This is a genomic window from Streptomyces sp. NPDC048481, assembly GCF_043200075.1.
Taxonomy (GTDB): Bacteria; Actinomycetota; Actinomycetes; order Streptomycetales; family Streptomycetaceae; genus Streptomyces.
On record NZ_JBICXC010000014.1, the window covers coordinates 59551 to 76908 of the forward strand.

The 17358-nt window shown below is 73.5% G+C and carries 11 protein-coding genes; 4 read left to right on the forward strand and 7 right to left on the reverse strand.

The window, feature by feature from the left end; translation table 11 throughout:
* Positions 1 to 37: 37 nt before the first annotated feature.
* Positions 38 to 1057 carry a LacI family DNA-binding transcriptional regulator gene (locus ACGFSH_RS31290; protein ID WP_393354394.1) on the forward strand — a complete coding sequence of 340 codons (1020 nt, stop codon included), beginning with the start codon at positions 38 to 40 and terminating at the stop codon, positions 1055 to 1057.
* A 296-nt stretch (positions 1058 to 1353) separates the two neighbouring features.
* Here the strand turns inward: ACGFSH_RS31290 and icmF are convergent, their stop codons facing one another.
* The 4 genes from icmF to ACGFSH_RS31310 form a co-directional block, all read right to left on the reverse strand.
* Entirely contained in the window at positions 1354 to 4584 is a 3231-nt protein-coding gene (gene icmF, locus ACGFSH_RS31295) for a fused isobutyryl-CoA mutase/GTPase IcmF (RefSeq protein WP_393354396.1), read from the reverse strand.
* 257 nt (positions 4585 to 4841) lie between these two features.
* Entirely contained in the window at positions 4842 to 5339 is a 498-nt protein-coding gene (locus ACGFSH_RS31300) for a peptidylprolyl isomerase (RefSeq protein ID WP_393354398.1), read from the reverse strand.
* A gap of 172 nt (positions 5340 to 5511) precedes the next feature.
* Positions 5512 to 6990, reverse strand: coding sequence for a glutamate--cysteine ligase (locus tag ACGFSH_RS31305; protein WP_329406402.1), 1479 nt, complete (start codon positions 6988 to 6990; stop codon positions 5512 to 5514).
* Positions 6991 to 7126: 136 nt separating this feature from the next.
* Positions 7127 to 8173, reverse strand: a complete 1047-nt coding sequence (locus tag ACGFSH_RS31310) for a hypothetical protein (RefSeq protein WP_393354657.1) — start codon at positions 8171 to 8173, stop codon at positions 7127 to 7129.
* 335 nt (positions 8174 to 8508) lie between these two features.
* Here ACGFSH_RS31310 and ACGFSH_RS31315 point away from each other — a divergent pair, with 335 nt between their 5' ends.
* A complete protein-coding gene (locus tag ACGFSH_RS31315) occupies positions 8509 to 10110 on the forward strand; it encodes an MFS transporter (protein WP_393354659.1) in 1602 nt (533 codons plus the stop codon).
* 351 nt (positions 10111 to 10461) lie between these two features.
* On the opposite strand, the gene ACGFSH_RS31320 is transcribed toward ACGFSH_RS31315, so the two are convergent.
* Positions 10462 to 11652: an MFS transporter gene (locus ACGFSH_RS31320; protein ID WP_393354400.1), complete on the reverse strand. Its 1191-nt coding sequence runs from the start codon at positions 11650 to 11652 to the stop codon at positions 10462 to 10464.
* A 386-nt stretch (positions 11653 to 12038) separates the two neighbouring features.
* Here ACGFSH_RS31320 and ACGFSH_RS31325 point away from each other — a divergent pair, with 386 nt between their 5' ends.
* Positions 12039 to 13694 carry a sigma-70 family RNA polymerase sigma factor gene (locus ACGFSH_RS31325; protein WP_393354402.1) on the forward strand — a complete coding sequence of 552 codons (1656 nt, stop codon included), beginning with the start codon at positions 12039 to 12041 and terminating at the stop codon, positions 13692 to 13694.
* A gap of 173 nt (positions 13695 to 13867) precedes the next feature.
* Here the strand turns inward: ACGFSH_RS31325 and ACGFSH_RS31330 are convergent, their stop codons facing one another.
* Positions 13868 to 14554, reverse strand: a complete 687-nt coding sequence (locus ACGFSH_RS31330; RefSeq protein WP_393354404.1) for a pectate lyase — start codon at positions 14552 to 14554, stop codon at positions 13868 to 13870.
* 293 nt (positions 14555 to 14847) lie between these two features.
* Entirely contained in the window at positions 14848 to 16062 is a 1215-nt protein-coding gene (locus tag ACGFSH_RS31335) for a S1 family peptidase (RefSeq protein ID WP_393354406.1), read from the reverse strand.
* A 257-nt stretch (positions 16063 to 16319) separates the two neighbouring features.
* On the opposite strand from ACGFSH_RS31335, the gene ACGFSH_RS31340 reads away from it, so the two are divergent.
* The gene (locus ACGFSH_RS31340) at positions 16320 to 17276 is read left to right on the forward strand and encodes a GlxA family transcriptional regulator (protein WP_393354408.1); all 957 of its coding nucleotides are present in this window, start codon (positions 16320 to 16322) and stop codon (positions 17274 to 17276) included.
* Positions 17277 to 17358: the final 82 nt, after the last annotated feature.

Genomic DNA, 17358 nt, shown 5'->3' on the forward strand with positions numbered 1-17358 from the left:
TGTCGGGCGACCGCACAGCTCAGGAAAAGGTTTGCTCGTGACCTCTGCTCCAGGCTCTCCCTCCGACGGCCGGGCCCGACTGACCGATGTCGCCGCCCTCGCCGGCGTCAGCGTCGGCACGGCGTCCAAAGCGCTGAACGGCGGGGGGCGGATGCGTCCCGAGACGCGTCAGCGCGTGATGGACGCGGTGGCGGAGCTGGGGTTCAGGCCGAACCAGCACGCGCAGAGCCTGCACAGCGGACGCAGCTGGACGGTCGGTCTGATGACGACCGACGGCATCGGCCGCTTCAGCACGCCGGTGCTGCTGGGCGCCGAGGACGCGCTCGGAGCGGGGAAGATCTCCGTGCTGCTGTGCGACACCCGGGGCGACGCCATCCGCGAGCAGCACCATCTGCGCAATCTCATGGACCGCCGGGTCGACGGCATCATCGTCGCCGGACGCCGTACCGACCCGCGGCCGCCGCTGCCCGGTGTGGAGTCCGTTCCCGTCGTCTACGCGCTCTCCCCGTCCACCGATCCGTCGGACACCTCCGTCGTCACCGACGACCGCGGGGGCGTGCGGCTGGCGATCGAGCACCTGGTGTCCACCGGACGCACCCGCATCGCACATGTCACCGGTCCCGAGCACCACGCGGCCGCCCGGGAACGGGCGCGGTTCGCGGTCGAGGAGCTGGCGGGCGCCTCACTGGAGCCGTCGACGGGACGCATCCACTACGGCGAGTGGAGCGAGGCGTGGGGCCGCCGCGCCGCCGACGCGGTGCTGCGCACGGCCCCCGGCACGGACGCCTTCTTCTGCGGCAACGACCAGATCGCCCGGGGAGTGGCGGACGCCCTGCGCGAGCGCGGGGTGGCGGTGCCGGCGGACGTCGCCGTCGTCGGTTACGACAACTGGGACACCATGGCCCTGGCCAGCCGCCCGCCCCTCACCACCGTCGACACCAGCCTCGCCGAGATCGGGCGGATCGCCGCCCTGGAGCTGCTGCGGGCCATCGACGCCGAGCCGCGCCCCGGCGTGCACACCGTGCCGTGCCGGCTGGTCGTCCGCGAGTCCAGCTGAGTCTCGCCGAGGGCTCGCGCCCGGCCGCGGGCCCTGCCGGGGTCGAATGGTTCCGGGGACGCCGTTCCCCGTGGCACCGCCTCGGAGCCGGCGCCGGGCGCACCGGCGCTTCGGTACCGTCACGCCTTGACGCCTTGACGCCTTGACGCCTCGGTATCGGCGGCCGTCTTCGCCGTGGCGGCATGCGCCGGGACGGCCCCGGCCGCGCCCGGCCCCGCTTCCGTGGTCTCCGCGTCGGGGACGCGGTGACCGGGACGGGACAGGCGGCGCGGCCGGGGCCGTCGCACGGAGTGCGCTCAGACGTTGCGGCGGTACTGGCCGCCCACCTCGAAGAAGGCGTCGGTGATCTGCTGGAGGGAGCAGACCCGGGCGGCGTCCATGAGGACGGCGAAGACGTTGCGGTCGTTCACCGCCGCGTCCTTGAGGGCGGTCAGCGCCTCGTGCGCCTCGTCACGGTGTCCGGCCTGGAAGGCGCGTACCCGCTCCAGCTGCGAGACCTTCTCCTCCTCGGTCGCGCGGGCCAGTTCGATGACGCCGGGCTCGGCGGTCTCGGCGTGCGGGTTGCGGAACGTGTTGACGCCGATGATGGGCAGGGTGCCGTCGTGCTTGCGCTGCTCGTAGAGCATCGACTCGTCCTGGATGCGGCCGCGCTGGTAGCCGGTCTCCATCGCGCCGAGCACGCCGCCGCGCTCGCTGATCCGGTCGAACTCCTGGAGCACCGCCTCCTCCACCAGGTCGGTGAGCTCGTCGATGACGAACGACCCCTGCAACGGGTTCTCGTTCATCGCCAGGCCCCATTCCCGGTTGATGATCAGCTGGATGGCCAGGGCCCGGCGCACCGACTCCTCGGTCGGCGTGGTGACGGCTTCGTCGTAGGCGTTGGTGTGCAGGCTGTTGCAGTTGTCGTAGATCGCGATCAGCGCCTGAAGGCTGGTGCGGATGTCGTTGAAGTCCATCTCCTGGGCGTGCAGGGAGCGTCCCGAGGTCTGGACGTGGTACTTCAGCTTCTGGCTGCGCTCGTTCGCGCCGTACTTCTCCTTCATGGCGACGGCCCAGATGCGGCGGGCGACCCGGCCGAGGACGGAGTACTCCGGGTCCATGCCGTTGGAGAAGAAGAACGACAGGTTCGGCGCGAAGTCGTCGATGTGCATGCCCCGGGCGAGGTAGGCCTCGACGTAGGTGAAGCCGTTGGCCAGGGTGAAGGCGAGCTGGCTGATGGGGTTCGCGCCGGCCTCGGCGATGTGGTAGCCGGAGATCGACACCGAGTAGAAGTTGCGGACCTTCTGCGCGATGAACCATTCCTGGATGTCGGCCATCATCCGCAGACTGAACTCGGTCGAGAACAGGCAGGTGTTCTGGCCCTGGTCCTCCTTGAGGATGTCGGCCTGCACGGTGCCGCGCACGCTCGCCAGCGCGCGCGCCCGCAGTTCGGCCGCCTCCTCCGGGGCGGGCTCGCGGCCCTCGGCGGCGCGGAAGGCGTCCAGTTGCTGGTCGATGGCGGTGTTCAGGAAGAACGCCAGCACCGTCGGGGCGGGGCCGTTGATCGTCATGGAGACGGATGTGGTGGGCGCGACGAGGTCGAAGCCGTCGTACAGCGCCTTCATGTCGTCCAGTGTGGCCACCGACACGCCGGAGGTGCCGACCTTGCCGTAGATGTCGGGCCGTTCGTCGGGGTCGCGGCCGTAGAGGGTGACCGAGTCGAACGCGGTGGACAGCCGGGTCGCGGGCTGGCCCTCGGAGAGCAGCTTGAAGCGCCGGTTCGTGCGGAACGGGTCGCCCTCGCCCGCGAACATGCGCGCCGGGTCCTCGCCGTCGCGCTTGAACGGGAACACCCCGGCGGTGAAGGGGAAGCGGCCCGGCAGGTTCTCCCGGCGCCAGAACCGCACCAGCTCGCCGTGGTCGGTGAAGCGGGGGAGCGCGACGCGCGGGATCTTGTTGCCCGACAGGGACTCGCGGGTCAGCTTGGTGCGGATCTCCTTGTCGCGGATCCGCACCACCTGCTCGTCCCCGGAGTAGGCGGCCACGACGGCCGGCCACTCGCGGAGCTGCTCGGTGACCGGGCGCGGAAGGTCTCCGCGGGCGGTGTCGAGGAGCGCCTGCACGTTCGCCGCGTCCGTGCCGGCCTCGGCGAGTTCGCCGCTGACCGTCTCCAGCCGCTGCACCCGGCGCGCCGCCTCGGCCAGCCGCTCGGTCTCGGCGTGATAGGCGCGGACGCTCTCGGTGATCTCGGCGAGGTAGCGCACGCGGTCCGCGGGGACCACCTGCCGGATGCCGGAGGAGTGGCGCACGTCCACGGGCGCGAGCCGGCCCTCCGAGAGCGGCAGACCCTTCTCCGCGAGGGCGGCCTTGAGGTACTGGTGCAGGGCGGTGACGCCGTCGTCGTTGAAGGTGGCCGCCGAGGTGCCGAAGACCGGCATGTCCTCCGGCCGCTTGCCGAACGCCTCGCGGTTCCGCACCAGTTGACGCCCCACGTCACGCATCGCGTCCTTCGCGCCGCGCCGTTCGAACTTGTTGATCGCCACGACGTCGGCGAAGTCGAGCATGTCGATCTTCTCGAGCTGCGAGGCGGCGCCGAACTCCGGTGTCATCACGTACAGCGAGGTGTCGACGAACGGCACGATCGCCGCGTCGCCCTGGCCGATGCCCGGCGTCTCCACGATGACCAGGTCGAACCCGGCCGCCTTGACCACGTCGATCACATCGGACAGGTGCTCCGGCAGCTCATGGCTGCCGCGGGTGGCCAGGCTGCGGAAGAACACCCGGTTGCCGTCGAGCGAGTTCATCCGGATCCGGTCGCCGAGCAGCGCGCCGCCGCCCCGCCGCCGGGTCGGGTCGACGGCGATCACCGCGATCCGCAGCTTGTCCTGCTGGTCCACCCGGAACCTGCGCACCAGTTCGTCGGTCAGCGACGACTTGCCCGAGCCGCCGGTGCCGGTGATGCCCAGCACCGGGGTGGTGCGCCCCGCCGCCGTGGCCCGCACCTGGTCCGTGAAGTCCTTCGGCAGCTTGCCGAGTTCCGCGCCGGTGATCGCGCGGGCGACGGCGAACCGGTCGCCGGCGAGCACACCGGCCGCGTCGGCCGGCTTGGCGTCCCACAGGTCGAAGTCGCAGTCGCGGACGACGGAGTTGACCATGCCGGCCAGGCCCATCCGCTGCCCGTCCTCCGGGGAGAAGATCGTCACCCCGCCCGCGCGCAGCCGGGCGATCTCCTCGGGGACGATGACACCGCCCCCGCCGCCCACGACGCGGACGTGCTCCGCCCCGCGCGCGTGCAGCGACTCGACGAGGTACTCGAAGTACTCCACGTGTCCGCCCTGGTAGGAGGAGACGGCCACGCCGTGCGCGTCCTCCTCCAGCGCCGCGTCGACGACCTCCTGGACCGAGCGGTTGTGGCCGAGGTGGATCACCTCCGCGCCCTGGGACTGGAAGATCCGCCGCATGATGTTGATCGATGCGTCATGCCCGTCGAACAGGGCCGAAGCCGTGACCAGACGGACGGGGTGCACGGGACGGTGCAGATCGCTCATGGGGCCTTCCCAGACAGATCACGGTGACGCCTACTGAGAAAATAGTAGGACGTCCTAGTAAATAGGGCGAGCGGTGTGACCAGAAGCACAGACCGTGCGCCGGGGAAAGGGGGAGCGGGAGGCAGGGGGCGCCGAGCGGCGGGGAAAGCCGGGAACGCGCCGGGGGGCCGGCCCGGGGGCGGCCGGACTGCGCCCCCGGCTCCGGCCTCGGCCGGCCGGGGCGACCGCCCCGCCGGCCGGACGGCCCGCCGCTCGGATCAGAGCTGGCCGGACGCCGAGATCGTGATCTTCGCCGAGGTGCTGCCGCCACGGGAGCCGAGCGCCTCGATCTTCTTGACGAGGGCCATGCTGTCCTCGTCGGCGACCTCGCCGAACACCACGTGCTTGCCGTCGAGCCAGTCGGTCACCACCGTGGTGACGAAGAACTGCGAGCCGTTGGTGTTCGGGCCCGCGTTGGCCATGGACAGCAGGCCGGGACGGTCGTGCTTGAGCTGGAAGTTCTCGTCGGCGAACTTCTCGCCGTAGATGCTCTTGCCGCCGGTGCCGTCGCCCCGGGTGAAGTCGCCGCCCTGGAGCATGAACGCCGGGATGACCCGGTGGAAGGAGGAGCCGGCGTAGCCGAAGCCCTTCTCGCCGGTGGCCAGCGCGCGGAAGTTCTCCGCCGTCTTCGGCACGACGTCCTCGAAGAGGTTGAAGTTGATGCGGCCCGCGGGCTGGTCGTTGATGGTGATGTCGAAGTAAACCTTGATCGTCATACCTCTATCCTGCACGGTCCCCTCCGCGCTGTCGCACCGCGGGGTCCCGTGTCGCCCGCCGCCGCCCGCGCGGGCGTGCCCGCCCGCAGCCGCCCGACGCCCCGCACACCGCGCTGATCTGCGCGGACGTCACCCCCCCGGGGTCAGTCGGCAGGGAAGGTGTGCGCCGGGGTCAGTCGACCGGCCAGGTGTGCGCCGGGGCGTTGAGATGCATGTAGTCGATGTACTGCCGCGTCATCCGCCGCAGCGCCTCGTGGCGGCCCGCGTGGGCGGCCGCCGTGATACGACGGAACGTCTCCTTCTGCCACACCGCCCCGTTGCGGCCGGTGACACAGCGCTGCTCGATGATGCCGAGCAGCGGCTCCCGCCACGCGGCGTCCATGCCGGAGTGCTCCAGGCCCCGGTGGGCCAGCGGCAGCAGACGGCGCAGGACCAGTTCGGGCACCGGCACCTCGCCCATCCCCGGCCAGTACAGCCGCGCCTCGATGCCGTGCCGGGCCGCCGCGTGCAGGTTGTCCTCGGCGGCCTGGAAGGACATCCGCGACCACACCGGCCGCTCCTCCTCCACCAGAGCGCGGGTGATGCCGTAGTAGAAGGCGCCGTTGGCGAGGGTGTCGGCGACCGTCGGGCCGGCCGGCAGACAGCGGTTCTCCACCCTGACGTGCGGCTGGTCGTTCGCGACGGCGTACACCGGGCGGTTCCAGCGGTAGATCGTCCCGTTGTGCAGGGTCAGCTCGGCGAGTTCGGGGACGTCCCCCGCGGCCAGCGTCTCGCGCGGATCCTGCTCGTCGCACAGCGGAAGCAGCGCCGGGAAGTAGCGCAGGTTCTCCTCGAAGAGGTCGAAGACGCTGGTGATCCAGCGCTCTCCGAACCAGACCCGCGGGCGCACGCCCTGCACCTTGATCTCCTGCGGGCGGGTGTCGGTGGCCTGCTCGAACAGGGGGATCCGGGTCTCGTGCCACAGCTCCCGGCCGAACAGGAACGGTGAGTTCGCCGCCAGCCCCACCTGCACGCCGGCGACCGCCTGCGCCGCGTTCCAGTAGGGGGCGAACTCGTCGGGGGAGACCTGGAGGTGGAACTGGGTGCTCGTGCAGGCGGCCTCGGGCGTGATCGTGTCCGCGTACGTGCGCAGCCGGTCCACGCCGTCCAGCTCGATGCGCAGATCCTCGCCGCGCGCGGCGAAGACCTGGTCGTTGAGCAGCCGGTAACGGGCGTTCTCCGACAGCGCCCCCTCGCCGACGTCCTGCTGCCGCAGGGTCGGCAGGATCCCGACCATGATCAGATGAGTGCCGACCGACGCGGCGCGCTCCTCGGCGTGATTGAGCGCGGCACGGATCTCGGACTCCCAGGCGTCCGGGCCGCCCTGGGTCAGACGGCGCGGCGGGACGTTGATCTCCAGGTTGAAGCGGCCCAGCTCGGTGGACCAGGCCGGATCCGCGATCGCCTCCAGGACGTCGTTGTTGCGCATCGCCGGCTCGGCCTCGTCGTCGACGAGGTTCAGTTCTATCTCCAGGCCCACCTGCGGCCGCTCCGACTCGAACCGCGACTCGCGCAGCATCTGCGCGAACACGTCGAGGTTCTCCTGCATCTTGATCCGGTACCGGCGGCGGTCCTCGCGGGTGAAGACCAGCGCCGGGACATCTCGTCCCATCGGCCCTCCCGGCTCGCCCGGTGGCGGACGCCTCGTGCCTCCAGCGTCGCACCGCGCGGACCGCCCCGCACCACGCGGGACGACGGACACGACCGGCGGGCCGGGCCCGGCCGCCGCGGCGTCCCGGCCGGACGTCTCAGCCGGGACCGGACCGCGGCCCGGTGAGGCGCCGCAGCTTCCGTTCGGCGTCCCGAGCCTCCCGCCCGGCCGCGGTCACGGCGTCCGCGGCCGCCCGGCGCCGCTCGTCGGCCGTCCGGCGCTCCTGCTCCGCGCCGTGCAGATCCTGCTCCGCCTGCCGCACTTCCCCCTCGGCCTGCCGCAGTTCCCGCTCCGCGTCGTGCAGCCGCTGTCCGGCGTCGGCGTGCCGCCGGCGGGCCCGCTCCTGACGGTCCTGAGCGCGGTGCAGCTCCTCCTCGGCCTCCGCCAGCGCCGTTTGCAGGTCGCCGAGGCGGCGATCGGCGGCCTCGGACGCCCGGCGTGCCTCGGCCTCCTGTTCCCGGCGGCGACGGCGCCGCTCGGCCGGCTCGTCCTGTTTCCGGGACGACTGCGACGGCTGCGAGGACCGGGGTGAACGGGGGGACCGGGTCGAGGCTTCGGGCGGGTCCGACCGGGACGAGTCCGGCGCCTGCTTCGCGGATCCCGCTCGGGCCGGTCCGCCGGTCGCCGCGCCGGTGACGGAGGGGAACTCCGACGGCGGGGTGAGGGCGCTCTCCAGCCGGCCCGCCGCCCACCGGTCCGCCGCGTCCTGGTCGGCGAGCACCGCCCGCAGCGTCGCCTCGACGTCGCGCCGGGCCGCGTCCGAGAGCCGGTGCCCGGCCTCGCCCGCCAGCTCGGCGGCCTGCCGGGACATGGCGGAGACGACGCTCCGGCGCTGCTCGGACAGCTCCCTGACCCCCTGGGCGTCCAGATTCCCGTAGGCCTCGCGCAGTGCCCGGCCAAGCTCCAGGAACCGCCGGCTCTCCTGTTCCCGCGCACGCAGCAGCAGGTTCGCCGCCCAGGCCGCGAGGGTCGGACGGCGGGCGGCGTGCAGGCGGCGGGCGTCCTGCGGACGTCCCTCGGTCCTCGCCGCGAGGGCCAGTCGCTCGCGCAGGGGGACGAACTCGGACGGCGGAGCGGCGTAGAGCTCGTCGAGGGCCGCCTCCACGTCCTGCGTGTCATCGGGCCGCACGCCCTTGCGCACCATGATCGCCAGCTTCCCTCCGCCGGGACGCTCACGCATGTCGGCCGGACGCCGCGCTCCCCAGGAGCCGCCCGACACGGCCACGGCGTCCCCGCGCCGCCCCGGACGGGCGGACTCGCCCGCGATCGCGCGGAGCACCCCTGAGCGCCCACCGCCGCGGGCTGCCGACGTTCCGTCAGACCGGAAGCGCGACGCGCGGGACGCGGGCCGCGGCAGCGCGCCCCGCCGCTGGACGCGCCCGCCGCCGTCGGAGGGCCGGCCCTCCCGCGATGACCACGCACTGCCGCTCACCGCATGCGTCGTCACCCGAGCGGGAGCAGACTGAGGGAATGACTGGCATGTACACCAAGCAGCAGGCGGGCGGCGCGCCCGCGGGCCGGGGTGCTCCTTCGCAGTCAGTGGCGCTCGCGGCCATGATGTTCGCGGTGGCGATGACCTTCATCGACCAGACCATCGTGGCGATCGCGACGCCGGACATCGTCGACGAACTCGGTCTTTCCACGACCGGGATGCAGTGGGTCGTCAACGCCTACCTGCTGGCGCTGGCCGCGTTCTTCGCGCTCGGCGGACGACTGGCCGACCTGTTCGGCCCCCGGCGCATCGTGGTGGTGGGCACCCTCGTGTTCGTGGTCTCGTCCGTGCTGTGCGGCTGCGTCCCCCGGGGCGACTTCGCCCTGAGCTGGCTCATCGTCTTCCGTGCGACCCAGGGGCTCGGCGCGGCCCTGCTCTTCCCCGCCGCGCTCGCGGTGGTCGTCGCGGTCTTCCCGGTGGAACGGCGCGGCCGCGCGCTCGCCCTGTTCTTCGGCGTCACCGGGGCCCTGACAGCCGTCGGTCCGCTGCTCGGCGGCTGGCTCACCGACTGGACGTGGCGGGCCATCTTCTGGGTCAACGTGCCCGTGGCCGTCGTCGCGCTGGTCCTCACCGCGCTCGCCCACGTGTCCGACCGCCGCCGCGACGAGCGCCTGGACGTGCCCGGCGCCGCGCTCGTGGCGCTCGGCATGGGCGCCAGCGTGCTGGGCTTCCAGCAGGCGTCCGCGTGGGGATGGGACAGCGCGTACACCTGGATCTGCATCGTGGGCGGTCTCGCCGTGCTGTGGCTGTTCTGCCGCTACGAACTGCGCACGGCCCACCCGCTGGTCAAGCTCGCGGTCTTCCGCGACCGGGCGTTCGTGGTCGACGGGCTCGTGCTGTTCTTCGCCATGCTCGCGTTCGTCCCGCTGTTCTTCTTCGCCTCCGTGTACGCCCAGGTCTCCTTGAGCGCATCGCCCAACCAGGCCGCCCTGTACCTGCTGTACTTCTTCGTCGGTTTCGCGCTCGCCTCGCAGTGGGGCGGGCGCATCCTCGACAAACGCGGCGCGAGGCCGACGATGAAACTGGGCTGCGTGGTCGGCGCCGTCGGCTTCGCCCTCTGGGCCGGGAAGCTGACCGACCTGTCCATGCACGACCAGTGGCCCTACGTGTGCCTCGCGGGGGCCGGGATCGGCTTCATCCTCGCGCCCGCCTCCACGGACGCCGTCAACCGGGCGATCGACGCCTCGTACGGCGAGGTCACCGGCATCACCCAGACCATCCGCAACTACGCCGCGAGCGTCGGACTGGCCCTGTTCGGCACGATGCTGACGCACGCCATGACCGACAACGTCAGGAACACGCTGGAATCGCACGGAGTGCCGTCGTCGGCGGCGGGGGACGCGGCGAGGAACGTCGCGGAATCGGTGACCGGCAGCGGCGACGAGCGCCGGCTGAGCGGCGGCGGCGCGGTCGCGCAGACGGTGCGGGAGCAGATGTCCGCGATCCGCATGGACTTCGCCGAGGCCAACCAGTACGTGTTCTACGCGATGGCGGTCGCGCTGGGCGTCGGCTACCTGTGCGCGCTGCGGCACCCCGGCGGCAGGGGGACCGACGAAGAGGCGTCGAAGGAAGGCGCCGATCGCGGCTGAGGGCACGGGCCCGGCCGGTCGGCCGCACGGCCGGGGAAGCGGGCGCTCCGCCGCCCCGGCCCGTGCGTCAGCGGCTGCGCAGCGCGCTGGTGGTGAAGAATCCCGTGGCTGCGGCGCTGACCAGAGCGCAGACGGCCAGGAGAGCGGTACGTCGCATGGAGGGGCCTTTCCGGTGATGACGGCTGGGTTCTGCCCAACGCGGGCCGGCCCCCCGTCGGTTCGCCGGTGGAGCGAAGCCACTCGTACGGACGCGCCCAGGCGTGTTCGGACCCGCGCGGCCCCACCCCATGAGCGGCACCGCGCCTGCCGGCGGACCGGGACGCGTGCCTGGGGCCGAACGGTACGTCGGGCTCACGCCTTCGCCGGCAGCGGTCGCCGGAACAGGTAGGCGGCCGCGGTCGTCACGAGGACGGCCATGCAGGCGATGAACACCAGCCCGGCGCCCTCCAGACCGAGCGGGTCCGTCAGCAGGCCCACGCCGATCACCGGCACCGAGATGCCCGTGTACGCCACGACGAAGAGCGTCGAGATCACCGCCGCCCGCTGCTCCGGCGGGGACGCCCCGGCCACCGCCGACAGCGCCGCGCGGAACGCCAGCCCCTGCCCCGCGCCGCCGACGAGCGCGCTGAGCACCACCAGTGCCGGCGACTCCCAGCGCAGCGCGCCCGCGAGCAGCGCGAGACCGGCCAGCAGCGCGGCGCAGCCCAGGGGCAGCGCCCGCCGCACGCCGACCCGGCCGACGGCCGACTGTCCGCCCGTCGACGCGAAGAACGCCAGCGCCACGACCAGTCCGCTGACGGCGTGATCGGTCACGTCCAGGGACTCGGCGAGGAACGCGGGGCTGACCGAGGTGAACACGCCGAACAGGGCGAACCCCGCGAACGACGCGGTGGCCGCCGGCCCGAACACCGCCCGCACCTGCGCCGGCAGGGCCGGTCGCCGCGGCCGCACGCTGCTCACGGGCCTGCGCTCGCGCACCGTCTCCGGAAGCCGTGCCACCACGACGGCCGAGCAGGCCACCAGGGCCAGATGCACGAGGAACGGCAGGTACAGCGGCCAGGGGGCGTACTGCGCGAGCAGTCCGGCGAGCAGCGGACCGCAGCCCAGGCCGCCCATGTTGGCGGCCGTCGCCACGAGGGTGGCCCGGGAGGCGCCGCCCCGGGGGGCCAGGTCCATGACGTAGGCCGTCGCCGCCCCGGTGAACAGTCCGGCCGACAGCCCCGACAGCAGCCGCCCCGCGTAGAGCCAGCCCAGGCCGGTGGCGCACAGGAAGCAGACCGCGCTCGCCGCCGCGCAGCCGAGGCCCCACAGCAGCACCGTGCGCCGGCCCACCGTGTCCGAGGCGTTGCCCGCCAGCAGCAGCACGCCGATGACGCCGAAGGCGTACACGGCGTACACGACGGTGACCGTCAGCTCGGAGAAGCCGAACTTGTCCTGGTACAGGCCGTAGAGGGGCGTCGGCAGGGTGGTACCGGCCATGCACACGGCGAACACCGCGCCGCCGAGCAGACAGGGGAGCCATCGTCGGCCATCACGGTCCATGCCGGCGACAGTAGTACCGCGACCGCCGTGACCGCCGCGACCCGGCCCGCTCCGACGGCGAGTCGTCACGCCGGGTCCGGCGCCCGCGGCCGGGGACCGGCGGACGGCGTCGTCGCGCGGGAGCGGACCACGGAACCGGCCGCCCGCAGTTCGCGCGCGCTCCGAGAGTGCCCCAAACCGCTTGAAACCGCCCGATATCGCAAGGAGTTTGTTTACGGAACCTGCACGGGGTCGCCCGGATGTGACCGCCTCCATTGCACCGGGGGGCGCACGGCGACCAGTCTCTGTCCTCGCACGTTTTTCCGAAGAACTGTTATCCGTCGCTCCCGAGGAGATCCCCGATGCGACGGACAGCACCGTTCGGAATCGACGACAGGGAAGCTGCAATGAGTGAACGGCACACGGTGGAGACGACGGCACTGGTGACCGCCGCGCGAGCGGGAGACCAGGCGGCCCAGGAGGCGCTCGTCGGCGAGTACCTCCCGCTCGTCTACAACATCGTGGGCCGGGCGCTGAACGGCTCGGTGGACGTGGACGACGTCGTGCAGGACACCATGCTGCGCGCCCTGGACTCGCTCGGCGCGCTGCGCGACCCGGAGAGCTTCCGCTCCTGGCTGGTGGCGATCGCGATGAACCAGGTCCGGGCGCACTGGAACCGGCAGCAGCCGACCCGGACCGCCATGGAGGAGGCAGACGAAGTGGCCGACCCGGGCGCCGACTTCGTCGATCTGACCATCGTCCGGCTGCAGTTGTCCGGCCAGCGCCAGGAGACCGCCCTGGCCACGCGCTGGCTGGAGCCGGACGACCGGGGGCTGCTGTCGCTGTGGTGGCTGGAGTGCGCCGGTGAACTCACCCGGGCCGAGATAGCCGAGGCCCTCGCCCTGACGCCGCAGCACACCGCGGTCCGCGTCCAGCGGATGAAGGCGCAGCTGGAGGCGGCCCGCGTGGTCGTGCGGGCCCTGGAGGCCCAGCCGCCGTGCCCGGAACTGCGCGGCGAGCTGGCCGCGTGGGACGGCCGGCCCTCGACGCTGTGGCGCAAGCGCATAGCCCGCCACGCGCGCGGGTGCGTCCGGTGTTCCGGCCTGTGGAGCGGACTGGTGCCCGCGGAAGGGCTGCTGGCCGGCCTCGCGCTGGTCGCCGTGTCCTCCGCGCTGCTCGCGCGGACGCGCTCCGTCGCCGACACGGTCGCCCTGGCGGGTTCGGCGTCCTCCCTCCCCGAGGGCGCACCGGACGTCACCGTCCGCTCCGGCTCACGGCACTCGACGGCCGGCCGTTCGGCGTCCCGCACCGCGACCCGGCGCAGGCGGCGCACCCGGCGACGCGCGGTGGGCGGCGCGGTCGTGGCGGTGTGCGTGGCGGGCGGCGGCTTCCTCTATTTCAACCTGCGGCCGGACGGTGACGCCCAGGACAGCACCGCCGTACGGCCCGTGGACGACGCGCTGGTCTCCGGCCGCCCCACCCCCGCCGCCGGTGACGCGACCTCGCCGTCGCCGTCCGCCTCCCCGACGGCGTCCGCGTCGCCGTCACCGTCGTCGTCGCCGAGCGCGAGTGCCTCGCCGAGCCCCCGCAAGAGCGCCACCGCGTCGGCGGCGCCCGCGGCGAAGCCGGCCGGCTCGCGTCCGCCGGCCTCCCGCAGGCCGACGGTGCGGTCCGGGTCGTCGGACCGCTCGTCCCAGGTGATCGCGCTCGTCAACGAGGAGCGGGCGAAGGCCGGTTGCGGGCCCCTCACCGAGGACCCCCTGCTGCGCAACTCCGCACAGGGGCACTCCGACGACATGGCCGCCCGCGGCTTCTTCGACCACACCAACCCGGACGGCGCCGACCCCGGCAAACGCATCACGGCCGCGGGCTACCGCTGGTCCACCTACGGGGAGAACATCGCCATGGGGCAGCAGACCGCCCAGTCGGTGATGACGTCCTGGATGAACAGCCCCGGCCACCGCGCCAACATCCTCAACTGCTCCTTCAAGAACATCGGCGTCGGGATCCACGACGGGTCGGGCGGCCCGTGGTGGACACAGAACTTCGGCGCCAGACTCTGACCGCCGGGCGGCGCCGGTCCCGGTGACCCTCACCCGTCCAGCCCGCCCGGCCCGTCGTGAACCCGCGCGGGCCGGGCGTCCTGCCCCGACTTGCCCGCCCCGCCCGTCGGGAGCAGTTCGCGCGCGGCAGGCCACGACCTCGCGGTCGGGGTCGCCCGGCACGGTGACGCCGGTCAGCCGGGCGGTGTCGCGAGGCCGGCGTCGATCCCGGCCAGGTCGCCGCCGGGGGCGGTGGCCGTGACGTCCTTCAGCACCACATGACGCCGGAAGCGCTTCGCGCAGTCGCCGCAGGAGCGGACCAGCTCGCCGAAGCCGACCGCCTCGAAGTTCCGCACGGTCAGCGTGCCGGCGCCGTCGAACCGGAACACCGTGTCCGCCGCCCCGGCCGCACCGCCGCCGCTGACGACGTAGGCGGCGTCGGGGGACTCGCCGAGGAAGGCCGCGGCGTCCTCGCCGACGTCCTCCCAGTACACGTTCTCCAGAGTGCAGCTGCCCAGACAGTGGACGCCGTCGGAGGCGGGCGCGCCGAGGATCACGTTCTTCAGGACGGCGCCGTCGGCGAGTTCGAACAGCGGGTCCCGGCCGCCGGCCTTCCGTCCCTTCCGGGCCGGCGTCGCCGCCGTGAACCTGGTCAGCTCCCCGTCGAAGACGCCGGTGATCCGCCGTGTGGCGGTGAGCCGCTCCTCGCCGGCCGCCCGCGGCGCCGCGAGCGCGTGTGCACCGGCCGCGCCCTCGGTCCCGGTCGCGAGAGCGGCCTGCGCGGCGATCGCGAGGCCGAGCACGCCCGCCGCGACCGCGGCGGTCAGCGGGGTCCTGTTCTGCGGCCTGCGGTGCCCGGAGTGGGGAGAGCGAGCCGTCACGTGATCACCGCGCCTTTCCGAAAGCAGTCGGGACTGCATACGGGCCCGGCGCCACGGGCGTTCAGGGGACGGAGCGAGGGCGAGGAGGGTGTGGACGGAAGACGCGGGAAGGAGTGACCGGGCGGGGGTGGCCGCGCCTGACATGCGGCCACCCCCGCCCTTCGGTGCCGGGAGCCCCGGGCCCCGAGGAGTGTCCTCGGGGAGGAGGGCCGGGGCGTCCCGGGCCTGTGCGCCGCCGGGCCGTACGCGCCGCGTCGCGGTGGACGCGCACGGCGCGGGGCGGCGGCCGGCGGTCAGTAGGTGTGCAGGGTGAGTCCGTAACGGCCGAGGATCTCGTTGACGGGCTGGAACCAGGTCTCGCCGCCGGAGGAGCAGTTGCCCCAGCCGCCGGAGGTGACGCCCTGTGCCTGGTCCCCGCTGATGAACGAGCCGCCGGAGTCGCCGCCTTCGGCGCAGACGCTCGTCTTCGTCATCTGGTGCACGGCGCCCTGGCTGTAGTTCACGGTTTCGTTCTTGGCCAGCACCGTCCCGCAGTGCCAGTGGGTGGTCGACCCGGAGCGGCAGACGGAGGAGCCCACGGGCGCCTCGGCGGACCCGCGCACCAACTGGTCGGGGACCGTGCCCCAGCCGAGCACGACCGGCACCGTCCACCAGCCGCTGCCCACGCTGACCCACGCGTAGTCGTTGTCGGGGAACGAGGAGCCCCGGAACTCGCCGACGTAGGAGCCGTCCCAGCCCCGGACGCCCGCACCGGCGTTGCCGCAGTGGCCGGCGGTGACGAAACCTCCGTGGACGGAGAAGCCGATGGAACAGCGGACGTTGCCCGTGTAGTAGGGGTCGCCGCCGACCGTGCCGGCCGCGAAGGTGCGCGGCGCCGCGGAGACGGTCTCCACCCTCACGGGCGCGGCGGCGCCGGCCCGTGCGAGGAAGCGCCGGACATCGTTGTCGGCGCGCCGGTCGCGGACGACCGTGACCACCACGCCGTTCGCGGCCGGGTCGACGTGCCAGCCCGCCACCCCGGCGGGGGCGGAGAGCCGGTCGATGCGCGACTTGGCGGCGTCCAGCGTCCTCGCGCTGTGCTCGACGACGCGGACCACCGCCCCCGCTGAGCCGATCGCGGTGCGCGTGGCCTGCGAGGCCCCCGAGGTGACCGCCACCGTCAGACGGCCGTCGGCGGCGTCGAACCAGGACCCCGCGTACGCGGAGCCCGCCGTGCGGCGCACCCTCGGTTCGAGGGCGGCGGCGATCCGCTCGGCCCGCAGCCGGGCGCTCGCCTCGCGCTCGGTGAGGCCGAACTGTCGGCGCATGGCCCGCAGCAGGCCCGCGGAGGCGGGGGCGGAGTCGCCGCCGGTGGGCGCGGCGGCGGGACGGGAGGCGGGGGAGCCGGGGGCGGCCGGTGGCGCCGGGGCCTGGCCGCTCGCCGCCGCGGGGGAGATGCCGGCGCCGACGAGCCCGCCCAGGGTCAGCAGCGCCGCCAGACAGAGGGGGCCGAACCGTGTGCGTCTCATGGGAGTTGCCCTTCGTCGTTCCAGGAGTGGGGGTGGAACAGGGGCGGAACAAGGGTGGAGCAGGTGCCTGAGAGCGCTCTCAGGTGGGGCGGAGCCTAATGGGTGACGGGTGGCAGGTCTATGCCAATGTCGGGGTGGATTTCGAGCACGGTCCGCCGGGGTCCGTCCCGCCGCGTCGGAGGGCGAAGACATCGGCGGAGCGACGTCGGCGGAGCGACGTCGGCGGAGGCGCCGCGGCAGCGCCGTACCCTTTCCGGGTGCCGTCCTCCCGTCTGCAACGTGTCGCCGTCCTCGTGCTCGAAGGAGCGAAGCCGCTCGACGTCGGCATCCCCGCGCAGGTGTTCACGACCCGCGCGAGCATGCCCTACGAGGTGCGGGTGTGCGGCGCGACGCCCGGCCTCGTCACGGGCGGCGACGGGCTGTCGTACCACGTCGCCCACGGGCTGGAGGCGCTCGACTGGGCGGACGTCGTCTTCCTCCCCGGCTACCGCCACCCCGACCGCGACGACCCTCCGAGCGCGGTCGTCGACGCGCTGCGCGCCGCCCACGAGCGGGGGGCACGGCTGGCCGCCATCTCGACCGGCGCGTTCGCCCTCGCCGCGACGGGCCTGCTCGACGGCAGACGCGCCACCACCCACTGGCACTACACCCGGGCCCTGGCCGCCAGGCACCCGCACGTGCGGGTCGACGAGAACGTCCTGTTCGTCGACGAGGGCAGCGTGCTGACGTCGGCCGGCGCCGCCTCCGGCATCGACCTGTGCCTGCACGTCCTGCGCCGCGACCTCGGCGTGGCCGCCTCCAACCACGCGGCCCGGCGGCTGGTCGCGGCCCCCTACCGCAGCGGCGGCCAGGCCCAGTACGTGCCGCGCAGTGTGCCGGAGCCGCTCGGCGAGCGCTTCGCCGCCACCCGCGAATGGGCGCTGCACCACCTCGGCGAGCCCCTCACCCTGGAGACCTTGGCCCGGCACGCGGCCGTCTCCGAGCGGACCCTGTCGCGGCGCTTCGTCGAGGACACCGGATACACGCCCATGCAGTGGGTGATGCGCGCCCGCATCGACCGGGCGCGCGAGCTGCTGGAGCGTTCCGGGCGCGGCGTCGAGCAGATCGCCGGGGACGTCGGGCTCGGCACCGGCGCGAACCTGCGACTGCACTTCCAGCAGATCCTCGGGACCACGCCGAGCGAGTACCGGCGCACCTTCACCCGGGGCGAGTGACCGGGGCCGGGACCGGCGGCGTGAAGATCACCGGGTTGGCGAGATCCTTGCGAACCATGGCGCTCACGCCCGGGCCATGCGC

Excerpts from the sequence above, each read along its gene's own strand:
- icmF (WP_393354396.1), bottom strand. The coding sequence starts at position 4,584 with ATGAGCGATCTGCACCGTCCCGTGCACCCCGTCCGTCTGGTCACGGCT.
- ACGFSH_RS31300 (WP_393354398.1), bottom strand. The coding sequence starts at position 5,339 with ATGACGATCAAGGTTTACTTCGACATCACCATCAACGACCAGCCCGCG.
- ACGFSH_RS31305 (WP_329406402.1), bottom strand. The coding sequence starts at position 6,990 with ATGGGACGAGATGTCCCGGCGCTGGTCTTCACCCGCGAGGACCGCCGC.
- ACGFSH_RS31310 (WP_393354657.1), bottom strand. The coding sequence starts at position 8,173 with ATGGTGCGCAAGGGCGTGCGGCCCGATGACACGCAGGACGTGGAGGCG.
- ACGFSH_RS31315 (WP_393354659.1), top strand. The coding sequence starts at position 8,509 with ATGTACACCAAGCAGCAGGCGGGCGGCGCGCCCGCGGGCCGGGGTGCT.
- ACGFSH_RS31320 (WP_393354400.1), bottom strand. The coding sequence starts at position 11,652 with ATGGACCGTGATGGCCGACGATGGCTCCCCTGTCTGCTCGGCGGCGCG.
- ACGFSH_RS31325 (WP_393354402.1), top strand. The coding sequence starts at position 12,039 with ATGAGTGAACGGCACACGGTGGAGACGACGGCACTGGTGACCGCCGCG.
- ACGFSH_RS31335 (WP_393354406.1), bottom strand. The coding sequence starts at position 16,062 with ATGAGACGCACACGGTTCGGCCCCCTCTGTCTGGCGGCGCTGCTGACC.